Source organism: Aeromonas sp. Y318-1 (assembly GCF_027706125.1).
In the GTDB taxonomy this organism is placed as follows: Bacteria; Pseudomonadota; Gammaproteobacteria; order Enterobacterales; family Aeromonadaceae; genus Aeromonas; species Aeromonas hydrophila.
Genome location: NZ_JAPDCM010000017.1, coordinates 34,481 through 49,434 on the forward strand (window position 1 = coordinate 34,481; position 14,954 = coordinate 49,434).

Genomic DNA, 14,954 nt, shown 5'->3' on the forward strand with positions numbered 1-14,954 from the left:
AGAGGCGGTTTCCGGCGCGCGGCCGAGGGCTGTCGCAGGGCCACCGGCAGCCCGCCATCCCGGCCGGTGAGCACTTGTCCTCCTGCCTATCAAGGTGAATAAAGGAGGCGACGCCGGGATCACCCGTTTCGAGGTCGGCGTGGCTGCTCCGACCTCGCTGTTTTTTTGAGCGAACAGGCTGAACCTCCGATGAATAGGCCCTGACAAGCGCGGCCCGCCCCTGTATAGTTCGCCGCATTCAGGTTTTCCATCGGCCCGTTCAGCTTGTCCACGGGATCGCTTTCTACGCGCTCTAAGGCCGCATGACCTGTGCAACCATCCCTGATTACCCATGACTTCTTAAGGGGGGACAGATGATCACCGCCTACATTCTCAATAACAAGGTACTGGACATTGTCACGCTCGGGCCTGACGACATAGTGCCTGACAACACCGTCTGGCTGGATGCCTACAAGCCGGACACGGCGGAACGAGAATGGTTGACGGGCCTGTTTCTGGAAGAGGTGCCCGACAAGGAGGAGCTGGATGATATCGAAGCATCCGCCCGTTTCTACTGGGATACCGACGGTCTGCACATTCACTCCCTGTTTCCCCAGCGGATCGGCCGAGACACCAAGGGTGTCCACGTCTCTTTTACCCTGCGCAACAACCTGCTGATCAGCATCCGCGAGGATGACATCGGCCTGGTGCGCCTGCTGCGCCACTACATGCGCCAGGATCGGCTGGAGGTGGAGGACGCCCTCGACATCCTGCTGGAGGTGCAGAACCTGAAAGTCGAATACCTCTCCGATCTCATCGAAGATGGCTACAAGACCCTGGAAAACACCGCCGATCAGATCTTCGAGCCGGATCAGATCAATCCCATGCTCAAGGAGTTGATGGCCCAGGAAGAGGCCAACGGCCAGATCCGTCTCTCCCTGCACGATACCCGTCGCGCCCTGCGCTTCTTGAAGCGCAGCCTGCGCCAACGGATGAGCAACGAGCAGAACAAGTGGATCGACGAGATGCTGCACGACGTGGAGTCCCTGCTGCCCCACACCCAGTTCCTGTTCGACAAGATCAACTTCCAGCTGGAGGCCTCCATGGGGGTCACCAACCTGGAGCAGAACAAGGTGATCAAGATCTTCTCGGTGGCCGCGGTCATCTTCCTGCCGCCGACGCTGATCGCCAGCATCTACGGCATGAACTTTGGCCGCATGCCGGAGCTCGCCTGGGAGTACGGCTATCCGCTCTCCCTGGTGCTGATGGTGATGTCATCGCTCGGCACCGGTCTGTTCTTCAAGCGAAAAGGCTGGCTGTGACGCCGGCGGCCCGGCACGAAAAGAGATAGGCGGATTGGGGGGCATGGCCCCCCGATTAATTCCCGCCCCTCGCCCGCCTTGCAAAGGGCTCCCCTTCGCCCCATATCCCCTTCATCCTTATCCTTTGCACAGACGAACCCGGGCAACCATGACCCTCTACCCCGAACACAGATATGACGATCACGGCCAGCTGCGTCCCCCGCTCTGGTTCTGGCCCATCGCCCTCTTGCTGACCCGCTCGGTCTGGCTGTTTCTGATGGCCGGCGTCACCCGCGAGAGCGGTAGCGCCATCCTGACCCTCTTCTACCCGGACCGGCTCGCCCTCTACATCAGCCTGCTGACCGACGTGCCGGCCATACTGGCGCTGCTCGCCTGCGGTGGCACCTATCAGCAGACCCACAGCATCCGGGCCTGGCTCAGGCGCCACAGCCCATTGCTGCTGCTCTGCTCTGCCGTCAGCGGCCTGCTGATGCAACTGCACAGCCTCAATCTGCAGAAGTGGTCGTTCAGCTGGCCCACCGCCCTGGTGCTGGTCGCCACCCTCTGGTCACTCTGGTATCTGCTGCGCAGCCGCCAGCTGCGTGAATACGCAGCCGATCAGCCCCACGCCGGCAACTGATCAGTCAGGTTCAACCAGGATGACCAGTCACCCGAGGGGCGAGCTGATTAACCAGGTGCCTCACTGGCGCGTGACCCGGATCTGCAGGGTCTGGCGATCGCTCTGACTGCCACTGCCCCCCTGCAACTGGGTGCCCAGACTGCTGCCCTGCTGCGCCGCGCTGGTGGAGAGCTCCCCCACCGTCAGCCACTGACCGGGAGCACCGCTCACCTCGGTGGCGCTCTGCCCCCGGTTGATGGTGCCCTGCTCCAGCCTGGCCTGCTCGCTGCTGAGCGCTATCTGTACCCTGTCGCCGATCAGGGTGGCGGTGGCATAGAGGCCGTTCACCAGCGGCATCATCCCCACCACTGCCCCTCCATTCCACTGATAGAAGGTGACCGGTTGATAGGTGCCCATCTGCAATAGCACCGGCCGACCCGACAGGCCGCGTACCTGCCAGCTGTCGTTCTGGCTGCGCTGATACTGCTGGGCATTGCCCTCCAGCAACCACTGCCGCTTGGCGGCATCCCGGCCCAGCCCCACACCGGCCTGCTGACTGCTGGAAGCGCCATCAACTCGCCACTCGATGAGCAGGCTCTGGGGCGGCTGGTTGAATTTGGCCAGCGCCGCTTCGGCCTCCTGCAACTGGGCGGCGCTGCCGCTCAGCACCAGCTGGTTGCCCATGGCGCTCACCCCCAGCTCCGGATAGAGATCCTTGAGGGTCTGCACCGCCGCCTGGGTCTCGAATACCGGGATCACCTTCACCTCGGCCCGCAGCGGCAGGCACCAGAGCCCCCACAGTAGCCAGAGTCCAAACCCGCGCCATCTTCTCATCTTCTCCTCCCGTCCCACTCGGCGGCCAACCAGATCATGGCCTGCTCATCACCTCGTCATCATGGGCCATCCGCCCCGCTTTTCAATGATTTTGCCCGTGAGCAATGCGCGCCGTGAAGGTCAGGCCCTTCATTTTTCTATGAAAAGAGCGGAGACAGATCAAATAACACAAATAAAAATGATTACCATTTGTTGTCACGAAAAAATCGCTCGGATACAATTCGGTCTCATTTTTTTGAGCTTGCCGTCGATGAAGCCAGTGACCACCACCCCCGCCGCCATCCACCTGGCCCTGCTTGTCAACATGCTCTCCATGGGCAGCATGATGATGGTGATGCCGCTCGGGCCGGATCTGGTCATCAGCCTCGGCATGCAGCCGGAACAGACCGGTTACTTCAGTGGCGGAGCTACTCTGGGTGCCGCCCTGATGGGGCTCATCGCCGCCCCCTGGCTCGATCGGGTCAACCGCAAGCCCGCCCTGCTGGTGCTGCTCACCTTACGTTTTCTGCTGCTGATGGCCTGCGCCCTGGTACAAAACAGCCAGCAGCTGCTGGTGCTGTTCGTCCTGTCGGGCTGCGTGGCCGGCCCGCTCGCCGCCATCCTGATGGCCGCCGTGCTGGATCTGGTACCGCCTGCCGAGCGGGGCCGTCGTCTCGCCTACGTGGGCATGGCGTTCTCGCTGGCCGCCATCCTGGTGGTGCCCATCGCTCTGGTGCTGGCCCAGTGGTTTGGCTGGCAGAGCCCCTTCCTGCTGTTTGGCGTCTGCGGCCTGCTGCTGGCCCTGCTCTGCGCCACCCTGCTGCCTTCGCTGCCGGTCAGCCGCGCCCCTCACGGCAGCGGCCTGCGCCAGTTGCTGGCCTCCCCACTCTGCCAGGGCGCCCTGTTCATCCTCTGTTTGCAAATGTTCGGTCACTTCCTGCTGATCCCGCACTTTGCCAACTACTTCCAGTTCAACCTGGCGTTCCCGCGCGAGCAGATCGCCGCCCTCTATCTGTGCGGCGGCCTCGCCAGCATGGCCACCATGCGGCTGTGCGGCAGCTGGATTGATCAGGGCCGGGCCCAGGCCGCCATCCTGATCACCAGCCTGCTGCTGGCGCTGATCACTCTGCTCGGTTTCGCCATGCCGGTCGGCGTGCCCGTCTACCTGCTGTTCACCCTGTTCATGGCGCTGAGCTCGGCCCGCTCCAGCACCACCCTCGCCATCACGGCCTCCATCCCGGCCCCCCATCAGCGCGCCGCCTTCATGTCTTTTCAGGGCACGGTCACCAATGTGGCGGCCGGGCTCGGCAGCCTGCTCTCCGCCAGGTTGCTGGTGTCGGATGAGAGCGGCGTGCTGCACGGATTTGCCCATCTGGCCTGGATCAATATCGGCTGCAGCCTGCTGGCCTGCGGCGGTGTCTGGCTCCTGCTCAAGGGGCTGGCACAGACAAGGAATAACAATAACCCCGAGTCTGGCACCGCCAGACAAGGAAGTCAGTGAGCCACCGGCCCCAGAGCCGGACCCCATAACCTCTGTTTTATTCATGGAGTTTTGACTATGCAGTTGCAGCCTGGCGTATTTCGCTTGAACCCGATTTTGCTCTCCCTCGGCCTGTTTGCCTTGCCAGGCCTGGCCCAGGCCGAAGCGGTCAAGGCCAACGAGACCATGGTGGTTACCGCCACCCAGACCCAGCACACCGAACTCTCCGCCCCGGCCAGCGTCTCTGTGGTGACCCGCGCCGATCTGGACAAGATGAACGCCAACAACGTCGGCGAAGCGCTCAAGCACGTGCCCGGCGTCAACATCATCGGCACCAACCCCACCGGCCGCAGCGAGATCAAGATCCGCGGCATGGGCGGCGACTACACCCTGCTGCTGATCAACGGCAAGCGGGTCAACGCCCGCGAAACCCTGGGCAGTTCGTTTGGCAATGACTTCGACTTGAGCTCCATCCCCATGGCCGCCATCGAGCGCATCGAGGTGATCCGCGGTCCCGTCTCCTCCCTCTATGGCGCCGACGCCCTCGGCGGCGTGGTCAACGTGATCCTGCGCCAGGCCAAGGAGCAGACCGAGGCGGCCTTCGGCTACACCCACACCATGCCCACCAAGGGTGATGGTGGCGATGCCAACCGTGGCAACGCCTTCGTCTCCGGCGCCCTGATCGACAACAAGCTGCTCGGCAGCCTGGTGGTGGAAGGCTATCAGCGCGACCGCTGGCACAGCGATCAGTCCAACAACAAGGACGCCGATGCGCTGGAGAAACGGGAAGTGGTCAACATGCTCTCCAGCCTGAAGTGGCTGGTGGCCGACAACCAGGATGTGGAGTTCGATCTGGGCTACAACCAGAACGACATGGACAGCTACTTCAACAACGTACCGCGTGCCCCCACCGCCCCGGCCACCCCGCACAACGTGCAAAAACTCGATCGCCTGAGCCTGGGGCTGACCCACAACGGTCGTTGGGAGCACTTCGACAGCCGCGCCCGCTACTACTTCGAGCAGACCGATCTGATGGATGACTCCCAGCTCAACGGCGGCGCGGCCGATGTCACCCAGACCAACCACACGGTCGACGGCCAGCTGAGCGGCTACCTGGGGGATCACCTGCTGACCTCAGGCGCGGAATTCCGCAAGACCGAGCTGGAGCACAGTCGCAGCATCACCAATGGCAGCGTGGATGCGAGCCAGAGCGCCCTCTACCTGCAGGATGAATTCAGCCTGGGTGATCTGGCGCTGACCCTCTCCGGTCGTCTGGATCACCACGAGACCTATGGCAACGAGTTCAGCCCGCGCGCCTATGCGCTCTACAAACTGAGCGACGAGTGGGTGATCAAGGGCGGCGCCGGCAAGGCGTTCAAGGCCCCGACCCTGGCCCAGTCCAGCGAAGGCTTCGCCACCACCGCCTGCCGCGGCGCCTGCAAGGTGATCGGCAACCCGGATCTGAAACCGGAAACCGCCGTCAGCTACGAGCTGGGCACCGCCTATGAAGCCGATCGCTTTGGCGCCGGCCTCACCGGTTTCCACAACGACATCGAGGATCTGATCCAGAGCGATCAGTGGGGCCCGGGCTACCGTCCAACCGTCATGACCTACCTCAACGTCAAGAAGGCGCGGGTCAAGGGGCTGGAGCTGACCGGCTGGGTCGATGTGATGGACGACGTCAAGCTGACCGGCAACTGGACCATGCTGGACTCCGAAGACAAGAGCACTGGCGACGATCTGGCCAAGACCCCGGATCACACCGGCAACCTGAGCCTGGATTGGCAAGCCACCGAGATCGTCAGCACCAACCTGGCCTGGCAGTACGTGGGCAGCCAGTTCATCAAGGTGCCGATGCACAACTCCCAGGCGCTCAAGTCCGACAGCTACCAGACCCTGGACGTCAACACCAAGTGGAAGGTGACCCCGGCGCTCGACTTCAAGCTGGGCATCACCAACCTCACCAACACCAAGCGTGACCAGGTCGCCACCGACGCCGACTTCATTCTGGAAGGTCGTACCGTCTACGCCGGCGTGGATTACAAGCTGTAAACCCCGCAGGGAGCCCATCAGGGCTCCCTTTTCTGCTGTTATTGCCTCGACATTAAGGAGTAGCCGGGTGCACAGACACCAAACACACCTGTTCTGGCTGGGAGTGGTTCTCCTGTTCCTGCTCATTTGTCTCTCACTGGCCACCGGCGCCGGTGTCTATGGTGGCCGCGAGGTCGCCGGATTTCTGCTGGGCGATCCCGCCCTCATGGCCGATGAAAAGCTCGCCATGATCGTTCATACCCTGCGTCTGCCCCGCACCCTGTGTGCCCTGGTGGTGGGCGTCTGTCTTGCGCTGGCGGCCTCCATGCTGCAAAGCGCCACCCGCAATCCGCTGGCCGAACCCGGCCTGCTCGGAGTCAACGCCGGCGCCGTGTTCGCCCTGGTGATCGGCCTCACCTATTTTGGCGTCGAATCCGCCTACGGTTACCTGCTCTGGTCCGGCATGGGGGCCCTGCTCGGCAACCTCATCGTGCTCGGCCTCGGCCTGATGGTGGGGCGCTCCAACCCCCTCAAGCTCATCCTGGTGGGGGTTGCCCTCTCCGCCACCTTCGGCGGCCTCTCCAACTTCCTGCTGCTCTCCAACCAGGTGGTGCTGGAACAGTTCCGCTTCTGGAATCTGGGGTCGCTGGCCGCCTCGGATCTCGATGCGGTGCTCACCGTGATGCCCTTTGCCCTGCTCGGCCTGCTGCTGACCCTGGCGCTCTGTCGTCAGCTCACCCTGATGCAGATGGGTGACAACCAGGCGCTGGCGCTCGGCATCCGGCCGACCCGGGTGCGCATCGGCGTGCTCCTGGCCGCCACCCTGTTTACCGCCTGCGCCATCGCCATCGCCGGCCCCATCGGCTTCGTCGGTTTTCTCGCCGCCTACTGCGCCCGCCTGGTGGAGCCGGTGCGCCTCGCCATCCAGGTGCGCTTCTCCGCCCTGTTCGGGGTGCTGTTTCTGCTCGGCGCCGACATCCTGGCGCGCTGGCTGATCCAGCCGTTCGAACTGCCCAACGGGGTGATCCTGGCGCTGATCGGTGCCCCCGTGCTCATCCTGGTGGTGCGCAGCGGCGGCTTCCGCTCCCTGCTGGCCGTCAAATAAGGTTGCCTGCCTCATGAACAATTCCATCCATCCCTCCCTCACCACGGCGCTTCCCACCGGCACCGTCTGCCTGCGCGTTGGCAGCCGCACCCTGTTGCTGCACCGCCGCGCCTGGCTGATCACGCTGGGGCTGCTGGTCGCCCTGGTGCTGCTCTCCCTGCTGGCGCTGACCCTGGGCTCCGGCAAACTCACCATGCTAGGGGTGATCCAGACCCTGCTTGGCGAGGGCAACCGGCTGAGCGAGGTGACCGTCTTCAAGATCCGGCTGCCGCGCATCGTCGCCGTGCTGGTGGCGGGAGCGGCCATGGGTCTCTCCGGCTGCCTGGTGCAGACCCTCATTCGCAACCGCCTCGCCACCCCGGACATGATCGGGGTCAACGAGGGGGCCTCCTTGGCCATCATCGCCTTCTCCCTCTACCTGACCCTCGGCAGCTGGCCCTGGTGGGCCGCGCCGCTGGGCGCCCTGTTTGCCGCCGCCGTGCTCTATGCCCTGTGCAACAAGCCGGGGGAGCAGGGCTACCTGTTCGTGGTGATCGGCATCGGCGTCTCCGAGCTGATGAACGCCATCGGCCAGTTCGTGATGTCCACCCAGTCGCTGGTGCACCTCACCAGCCTCTACCTGTGGAACATGGGCAACTTCGTCGGCCAGGGCTACAGCACTGTGCTGCCGGTGGGGATCCTGATCCTGCTTGTCTGCCCCTGGATCATTTATCTCTCCCGGGCCCTGGGCGTGCTGCGTCTGGGCCCCGTCACCGCCCAGAGTCTGGGGGTGAACGTCAACCGGGTGCAGCTTGGCGTGCTGGCCCAGGCCATCGTCGTGGCGGCGCTCGGCACTGCCATCGGAGGCCCAGTGGTGTTCATCGCCATGGCGGCCCCGGTGCTCGCCTCCTGGCTCAGCCGGGATCGCATCGTGCCGCTGTGGATTGCCGCCCTGTGCGGCGCCCTGCTGCTGCTGGCCAGCGACACCCTGGTACGAGTGCTGGCCAGCCCCCACGAGGTGGCCACCGGCATCATGACCCGTATTCTTGGCGGCCTGCTGCTGCTGTTCATCCTGCTCAAAGACCGCCAGAAGGCCGACTGACGATGCCATTCATCCATTTTCAAGACAGACCGAGGGCCGCCTGATGACGCTCACCATCAATCACCTGCAATTTGGCTATCAGCACAAGCCCGTCTTCAACGACATCTCCTTCACCATTCCCCAGGGCAAGCTGGTGGGGATCGTCGGCCCCAACGGCGGCGGCAAGTCCACCCTGCTCAAACTGCTGGCAGGCCAGGAGCAGCAGCAGGCCGGCGAGATCCTGCTCAAGGGCAAGCCGCTGGCCAGCTACGGCAAGAAGGCGCTGGCCCGCGAGCTCGCCTACCTGCCCCAGCGTCCGCTGGTGCCCGCCGGTATCCAGGTCGAGCAGCTGGTGCAGTACGGCCGCCATCCCCATCAGGGCTGGTTCAATCAGTGGAGCGAGGAGGATGCCCGCATGGTGCGCTGGGCCTGCGAGCGGATGCAGCTGGGCGACATTTTGCAGCAGAGCGCCAGCTCTCTCTCCGGCGGCCAGGCCCAGCGGGTGTGGCTCGCCATGGTGCTGGCCCAGGATGCGGACATCATCCTGCTGGATGAACCCACCAGCGCCCTCGACATCGGCCACCAGACCGAGGTGATGGAAGCCATCCACCAGATCACCGCCGAGGGCAAGACGGTGCTCATCGTCATCCACGATCTCGCCACCGCCGCCCGCTACTGCGACGAGCTTATCGCGCTGGGGGATGGCGGCATCCAGGCCATGGGACCGGCCCGCGAGGTGGTGACCAAGTCCCTCATCGACCGCCTCTACCAGACCGACGTGGACATACTGCACGCCCCCGGCGACGGCGCCCCCATCATAGTGCCGCGCCGCAGACCGCACGCCTTTGCCATGTGCCAACCGGCCTGAGCCCCATAAAAAAACCGCCGAGAGGCGGTTTTTTTATGCTTGTATCTCGGCGTGCCGCCACTCACAGCAGCAGGCTGGTGAGCACCCCGCCCGACCGTGTTTGCCAGTACCCTGTTTGCCAATGCTGTGTCTGCCAGTACATTGGCTGCCAGTACACAGTGCAGCACCAACCGGCGGGCAGATCCGGAGTCAGCCCGCCCACCAGTTCGAGGGTGAGGGTCTGCTCCGTCATGGTCAGCCAGCGGGCATCGAGAAAGTCAAAATAGCGCCCCACCCTGGGGTAGAGCGCCTTGAACAGGCTCTCCTTGGCCGAAAAAATCAAGGTGAGCGCCTCACCCCTGCTCAGGCCGACGGCGTGGGCAGCGGCCGCCAGTCGGGTCCACTCCTCCCCGCTGGCAATGCCGGGCCAGAGCTCGCTCGCCTGTCCCTCTGCCAGCCAGCCCTCCAGATCCAGTCCCATCCCCGCCCGGCCGGGGCGCACCGCACACAGCGCCATGCCGCGCCCCTGCAACAGGCTGTGGCTGATGCTGCCCTCAAACCCCGCAGGCCAGCAGGGTTCGCGAGCCGCCCCGATGCTCACCTGCTGCTGGCCCAGACCAAAGGGGTGCAAGGCCCGGCGCGCCGCCAGCCGGCCGGCCAGAAACTCCCCCAGCCGCTTGGGGGCCGCGCGCTGCAAGCTGGCGGGCAGCACCATGCCGGCCGCATCGTAACAAGCCGGGGTGAAGGCGGCGGGGTCAAAGCAGACCCGTTGCAACGCCAGATGCGCCGCGCCGGGCAGCGGCAGGCTGTCGGCCTGCACGATAAAGCGATCCAGTGAACAGGCCGGCGCAGTGGCAATGAACATCACGAAGAGCCCTTGGTGGGTGAGCCCGCATGGTAGCAAACCGTCCCCTCTCTACGCCACAAACACAAATGACAATTCTTATCATTTGAATTTGTGGTAGCATGAGTTCGCCCGTTTGGGACCCAGTGTTCCACTGATTTCACCAAGAAGGATGTAACGATGAAGATCTCCTCTCCCCTGGCTGCCGTGCTGATGCTGGCCAGCCTGGTCGGCTTCCAGGCACAGGCCGGCAGCGAGACCCGTCAGGTGACCGATGCCGACGGCAAGACCCAGGTCGTACCGGCCCAGCCCAAGCGGGTGGTGGTGCTGAGCGAAATCGATCTGGACAGCGCCCTGACCCTGGGGCTGCAACCGGTCGGCACCGTCAATGGCCGCGGCCAGTCCACCCTGCCCCGCTACCTGCTGCAACAGGCGGGCAAGGAGATCGCCGTGGTCGGCGATCTGGACAACCCCAACCTGGAGAAGCTGATCGATCTGGAACCGGATCTCATCCTCACCGGCCAGACCAAGCCCGAGCTGCTGGCCCTGCTCAAGGAGATCGCCCCCACCGTGGTCACCGGCAACTGGGGTGACTCCTGGAAGGAGATCTTCAATCGCAGCGCCCACGTGCTCAACCGGGACGCCGAAGCCAAGACCTTCCTCGCCCAGTATGACGCCCGCCTGCAGCAAGCCCGCAGCAAGCTCGCCAAGCATCAGGGCGAACGCCTGAGCATAGTGCGCTGGAACCCCAAGGGCCCCAGCTACATGCACAGCGGCACCTTCGCCAGCAGCGTGGTGGAAGAGATGGGGCTGACCCGACCGACCCACCAGATCGGTGACAAGACCCCCCACTCCCCGGCCCTGAGCCTCGAATCCCTCAACCTGCTGGACGGCGACTGGCTGGTGATCGGCACCCTGAGCGCCAGCGGCGATGCGGTGGATGCCATGAAGCAGGCCGAGCAGACCCCGGCCTTCCAGCAGCTCGGCGCCATCAAGAGCAAGCGCTTCGGCACCGTGGACGGCTCCCTGTGGACCTCCACCGGCGGCCCCCAGGCGGCCCTCAAGGTGATCGACGACGTCGAGCAACTGCTGGCCAAACCCGATGCGGCCCCCATCACCCAATAAGCCCGCGTGATTGCAGCCCACAAAGAAGCCCGCATATGCGGGCTTCTTTTTTATGTTGCGACCAATCCCCAAGGGACAGGCAGCATTCAGACCGGCTTGAGCCGTGCGGTGAAATGGCGCAGCAGTGGCGGCTCGTAGTCAAAGGTGAGCCCGCGAATGTCGCTGGCCCGCGCTTTCACCGCAATCAGGCAGTCGGCCACATAGTCCATGTGATCCCGGGTGTAGACCCGGCGCGGAATGGTGAGACGCAACAGTTCAAAGTCCGCTGCCTCCTGCTTGCCGGTGGCGGGATCGCGCCCGAGCAGCAGGGAGCCGATCTCCACCCCGCGCACGCCCCCTTCCAGATAGAGCTCGCAGGCGAGCGCATGGGCCGGAAACTGCTCGGCCGGAATATGGGGCAGCAGCTTTTTGGCATCGACAAACACCGCATGGCCGCCAGTGGGGGTTTGGATGGGGATGCCCGCCTCGGCCAGCCGCTCGCCGAGATAAGCCACCTGACTGATGCGATAAGTGAGATACTCCTCATCCATCCCCTCGCGCAGGCCGATGGCGAGCGCCGCCATGTCCCGCCCGGCGAGGCCGCCATAAGTGACAAACCCCTCCATCGCCACACAGCGCACCTGCACGGCGCGGAACAGATCGAGATCCTCTTTAAAGCAGCAGAGCCCGCCGATATTGACCAGCCCGTCCTTCTTGGCCGACATGGTGAAGATGTCCCCCAGCGCAAACATCTGGCGCACTATCTCCTTGATGCTGCACTTCGCATAAGCCGGATCCCGCGCCTTGATAAACCAGGCGTTCTCGGCAAAGCGGGCGGCGTCGATCACCACCGGAATCTGGTGGCGACGGGCCAGCTCGGAGACCGCCTCCATATTGGCCATGGAGACCGGCTGGCCACCAGCACTGTTGCAGGTCACCGTGATGATGATGCCGGCCACGTTGTCGGCCCCCAGGGTCTCGATGGTGTCGGTCAGGCGAGGAAGATCAAAATCCCCCTTCCAGGCGTAAGGGGCCGTGGTATCGAGGGCTTTCGGGGTGAGCAGGTTGATGGCCCGTGCGCCAGCCAACTCCACGTGGGCCTTGGTGGTGTCGAAGTGGTAGTTGGAGATAAACACCGGTGCCTTGCCCTTGCAGCGCTTGACCAGCTCGGGGAAGAGGATCTGCTCCGCCCCGCGCCCCTGGTGGGTGGGCATCACATGCTGATAGCCAAAGATCTCGCGCACCGCGCGCTCCAGCTCGACGAAGTTGCGGCTGCCCGCATAGGCTTCGTCCCCCATCATGATGCCGGCCCACTGACGGTCGGACATGGCACCGGTGCCGCTGTCGGTCAGCAGATCGATATAGACATCTTCAGCCAGCAGCAGGAAGGGATTCCAGCCAGCGGCCTCGAGGGCGGCGCGGCGCTCGGCGCCAGTGGTCTGTTTGATGGGCTCGACCATCTTGATACGAAACGGCTCGGGTATACGACGCATAAAAGACTCCTCACCGGCGCAAGGCCAGTGTGTTTGAAATTGGGATTGGCAAAGAGGCCGGGGCGATCAGAGTCGTCCGGCTGACAAATTCAAACGGCGGGTGCCGCCAATCAGCGGTGAGGAAAGTCGAGGGTCAGAATGGGATCCCGGGTGTACCAGTGGGCGAGCAGGCAGGCTGCCCGGGGCGTAGCTGTCATGATTGGCATCACTCCCCTCCATGTCGGTTGTAAACAGTCGGTGGCCAATTAAGATCCATTGATGAGTGCTGCCAGCGGGCAGCCTCGCCACGTTAACGGCAGGTTAATTGGCAGACAAGAGGCGCACCGCCGGGCTGTGCGCCTGCTCACAAAGCGTCCATTCATCCGGTCATCCGGCCCGATGCGGGCAACAGTGATCCCCCCTGCGCCCCGCTTCGTTAAGCTGTTATCCCGTTGACTTGACCCTGTTCACGCACCTCGTTGCCCACAGCCGGAAGACCCATGCATCGCAAACCCCATCTGCCCGAGAAGATCTGCCCCGTCTGCCAGCGTCCCTTCAGCTGGCGGCGCAAGTGGGCAAATTGCTGGGAGGCCGTGCGTTACTGCAGCGAGCGCTGTCGCCGCACTCGTCATAGCAGCCGTCAACATAACGGGGAGCCAGTCTGATGGAGCTGCGCCTAGTGCTCGGCGATCAGCTGAATGCCGGTCACAGCTGGTTTCGCACACCGGATCCGGCGGTTTGCTATCTGATGGCAGAGCTGCGCCAGGAGACCGACTACTGTCGCCACCATCGCCAGAAAGTGCTGGCCTTCTTTGCCGCCATGCGCGCCTTCGCGGCGGCTCTCAAAAAAGCGGGCCACCGCGTCTGTTACCTGACCCTCGATGAGAGCGCCCGCTGGCCCGACTTGCCCAGCTTGCTGGCAGCCCAGCTCGAAGCACATCAGGCCGACAGCGTTGCCTGGCAGAGCCCGGACGAGTGGCGCCTCGCCAGCCAGTTGAAAAGCTGGGCAGCTGGCCTGGCCATCCCTGCCACCGAGGTGGATAGCGAACATTTCCTCACCCCCCGCGATGGCTGGCAGCGCTATCCTCACAGCCGGATGGAGTTCTTCTACCGCGCCCTGCGAAAGCAATACAGGGTGCTGCTCGATGAGCGCGGCCAGCCCCTTGGCGGGCGCTGGAATTTTGATGACGAGAACCGCGCCAAGCTGCCGGCGAGCCACCCCATCCCGGCACCGCTCACCTTTGCCAACGAGGTGAGCGACATCGATGCCATGCTGACCCGCCACGGGGTCAGCACCATCGGCGAGGCAGATGCCAGCAGACTGCCCTGGCCCATCAGCCGGCGCCAGAGTCGCGAGTTGCTGGCCCATTTTCTGGCCCACGGCCTGCCCCACTTTGGCCGCTATCAGGATGCCCTGAGCGAGCGTGGCTGGAGCCTGTTTCACAGCCGCCTGTCGTTTTCCCTCAACAGCAAGATGCTCCATCCGCTCGAGGTGATCCGCGCCGCCGAAGCCCACTGGCAGGCCAATCAGGGCACCATCACCCTGGCGCAAGTGGAGGGCTTTATCCGCCAGATCCTCGGCTGGCGCGAGTTCGTGCGCGCCCTCTACTGGGAAAAGATGCCCGCCTATCAGCAGACCAATTTTCTCGGGGCCAAGCGGCCGCTGCCCGGCTTTTTCTGGAGCGGCGAAACCAAGATGGCCTGCGTGCGCCACGCCATTGGCCAGTCTCTGGAGCACGCCTACGCCCACCATATCCAGCGACTGATGGTGACCGGCAACTTTGCCCTGCTGGCGGGGATCGATCCTGACGAGGTGGATGCCTGGTATCTCGGCATCTATGTAGATGCCATCGAGTGGGTGGAGCTGCCCAACACCCGCGGCATGAGCCAGTTTGCCGACGGCGGCCTGATGGGCAGCAAGCCCTACGCCAGCAGCGGCGCCTATCTCGAGCGGATGGGCCACTACTGCAAGGGGTGCCACTATCAGGTCAAAGCCCGCAGCGGCGATGGGAGTTGCCCCTTCAACAGCCTCTACTGGCACTTTTTATGGCGCAATCGGGACAAACTTGGCAACAATCCTCGCCTCGCCCTGTCCTATGCCAACTGGGATGGCCAGGCCGCCGAACAGCAGCACGCCATCCTAGGGACGGCGGAGCAGTACCTGATCCGGCTGGAGCAACTCTGACTGCCACAGCTAATACCAACAAGTACACACTTTTCAACATTGAAAACCAGTTAAATAAATGTAAATAGATATATATCCCAATTATATCTACACCAGTTGAATATCCTGTGGCGG

Annotated in this window: 13 protein-coding genes; 10 read left to right on the forward strand and 3 right to left on the reverse strand. The window is 63.8% G+C overall.

What is annotated here, in order from left to right; translation table 11 throughout:
- Positions 1–353 precede the first annotated feature (353 nt).
- Both corA and OKB87_RS20540 read left to right on the forward strand, forming a co-directional pair.
- Positions 354–1,301 (forward strand): magnesium/cobalt transporter CorA, encoded by a 948-nt coding sequence (gene corA / locus OKB87_RS20535; protein ID WP_011705843.1) that lies wholly within the window; start codon positions 354–356, stop codon positions 1,299–1,301.
- 148 nt (positions 1,302–1,449) lie between these two features.
- A complete protein-coding gene (locus OKB87_RS20540; RefSeq protein WP_219312624.1) occupies positions 1,450–1,920 on the forward strand; it encodes a DUF2919 domain-containing protein in 471 nt (156 codons plus the stop codon).
- A gap of 60 nt (positions 1,921–1,980) precedes the next feature.
- Here the strand turns inward: OKB87_RS20540 and OKB87_RS20545 are convergent, their stop codons facing one another.
- Positions 1,981–2,733 carry a hypothetical protein gene (locus OKB87_RS20545; protein ID WP_045789627.1) on the reverse strand — a complete coding sequence of 251 codons (753 nt, stop codon included), beginning with the start codon at positions 2,731–2,733 and terminating at the stop codon, positions 1,981–1,983.
- Between the two features lie 250 nt (positions 2,734–2,983).
- On the opposite strand from OKB87_RS20545, the gene OKB87_RS20550 reads away from it, so the two are divergent.
- The 5 genes from OKB87_RS20550 (at position 2,984) to OKB87_RS20570 (ending at position 9,256) form a co-directional block, all read left to right on the forward strand.
- Entirely contained in the window at positions 2,984–4,213 is a 1,230-nt protein-coding gene (locus OKB87_RS20550; RefSeq protein ID WP_270828394.1) for a siderophore amonabactin export MFS transporter, read from the forward strand.
- A 57-nt stretch (positions 4,214–4,270) separates the two neighbouring features.
- Entirely contained in the window at positions 4,271–6,244 is a 1,974-nt protein-coding gene (locus OKB87_RS20555; protein ID WP_270828395.1) for a siderophore amonabactin TonB-dependent receptor, read from the forward strand.
- Positions 6,245–6,311: 67 nt separating this feature from the next.
- Positions 6,312–7,328 carry an amonabactin ABC transporter permease subunit 2 gene (locus tag OKB87_RS20560; protein ID WP_011705838.1) on the forward strand — a complete coding sequence of 339 codons (1,017 nt, stop codon included), beginning with the start codon at positions 6,312–6,314 and terminating at the stop codon, positions 7,326–7,328.
- A gap of 13 nt (positions 7,329–7,341) precedes the next feature.
- Entirely contained in the window at positions 7,342–8,409 is a 1,068-nt protein-coding gene (locus OKB87_RS20565; protein WP_039213545.1) for an amonabactin ABC transporter permease subunit 1, read from the forward strand.
- Positions 8,410–8,452: 43 nt separating this feature from the next.
- On the forward strand, positions 8,453–9,256 hold the full coding sequence (locus tag OKB87_RS20570; protein ID WP_252377307.1) for an amonabactin ABC transporter ATP-binding protein: 804 nt from the start codon (positions 8,453–8,455) through the stop codon (positions 9,254–9,256).
- Between the two features lie 61 nt (positions 9,257–9,317).
- Here the strand turns inward: OKB87_RS20570 and amoD are convergent, their stop codons facing one another.
- Complete coding sequence (amoD, locus tag OKB87_RS20575) at positions 9,318–10,103, reverse strand: amonabactin biosynthesis phosphopantetheinyl transferase AmoD (protein WP_270828396.1); 786 nt, start codon at positions 10,101–10,103, stop codon at positions 9,318–9,320.
- A 156-nt stretch (positions 10,104–10,259) separates the two neighbouring features.
- On the opposite strand from amoD, the gene OKB87_RS20580 reads away from it, so the two are divergent.
- On the forward strand, positions 10,260–11,204 hold the full coding sequence (locus OKB87_RS20580; protein ID WP_270828397.1) for an amonabactin ABC transporter substrate-binding protein: 945 nt from the start codon (positions 10,260–10,262) through the stop codon (positions 11,202–11,204).
- 86 nt (positions 11,205–11,290) lie between these two features.
- Here the strand turns inward: OKB87_RS20580 and OKB87_RS20585 are convergent, their stop codons facing one another.
- The gene (locus OKB87_RS20585; protein WP_270828398.1) at positions 11,291–12,676 is read right to left on the reverse strand and encodes a tryptophanase; all 1,386 of its coding nucleotides are present in this window, start codon (positions 12,674–12,676) and stop codon (positions 11,291–11,293) included.
- Positions 12,677–13,155: 479 nt separating this feature from the next.
- Between OKB87_RS20585 and OKB87_RS20590 the strand changes: the two genes are divergently transcribed.
- Complete coding sequence (locus OKB87_RS20590; RefSeq protein ID WP_270828399.1) at positions 13,156–13,320, forward strand: DUF2256 domain-containing protein; 165 nt, start codon at positions 13,156–13,158, stop codon at positions 13,318–13,320.
- Positions 13,320–14,840: a cryptochrome/photolyase family protein gene (locus tag OKB87_RS20595; protein WP_270828400.1), complete on the forward strand. Its 1,521-nt coding sequence runs from the start codon at positions 13,320–13,322 to the stop codon at positions 14,838–14,840. The genes OKB87_RS20590 and OKB87_RS20595 overlap by 1 nt, the downstream gene beginning before the upstream one ends.
- The last annotated feature ends 114 nt before the right edge of the window (positions 14,841–14,954 follow it).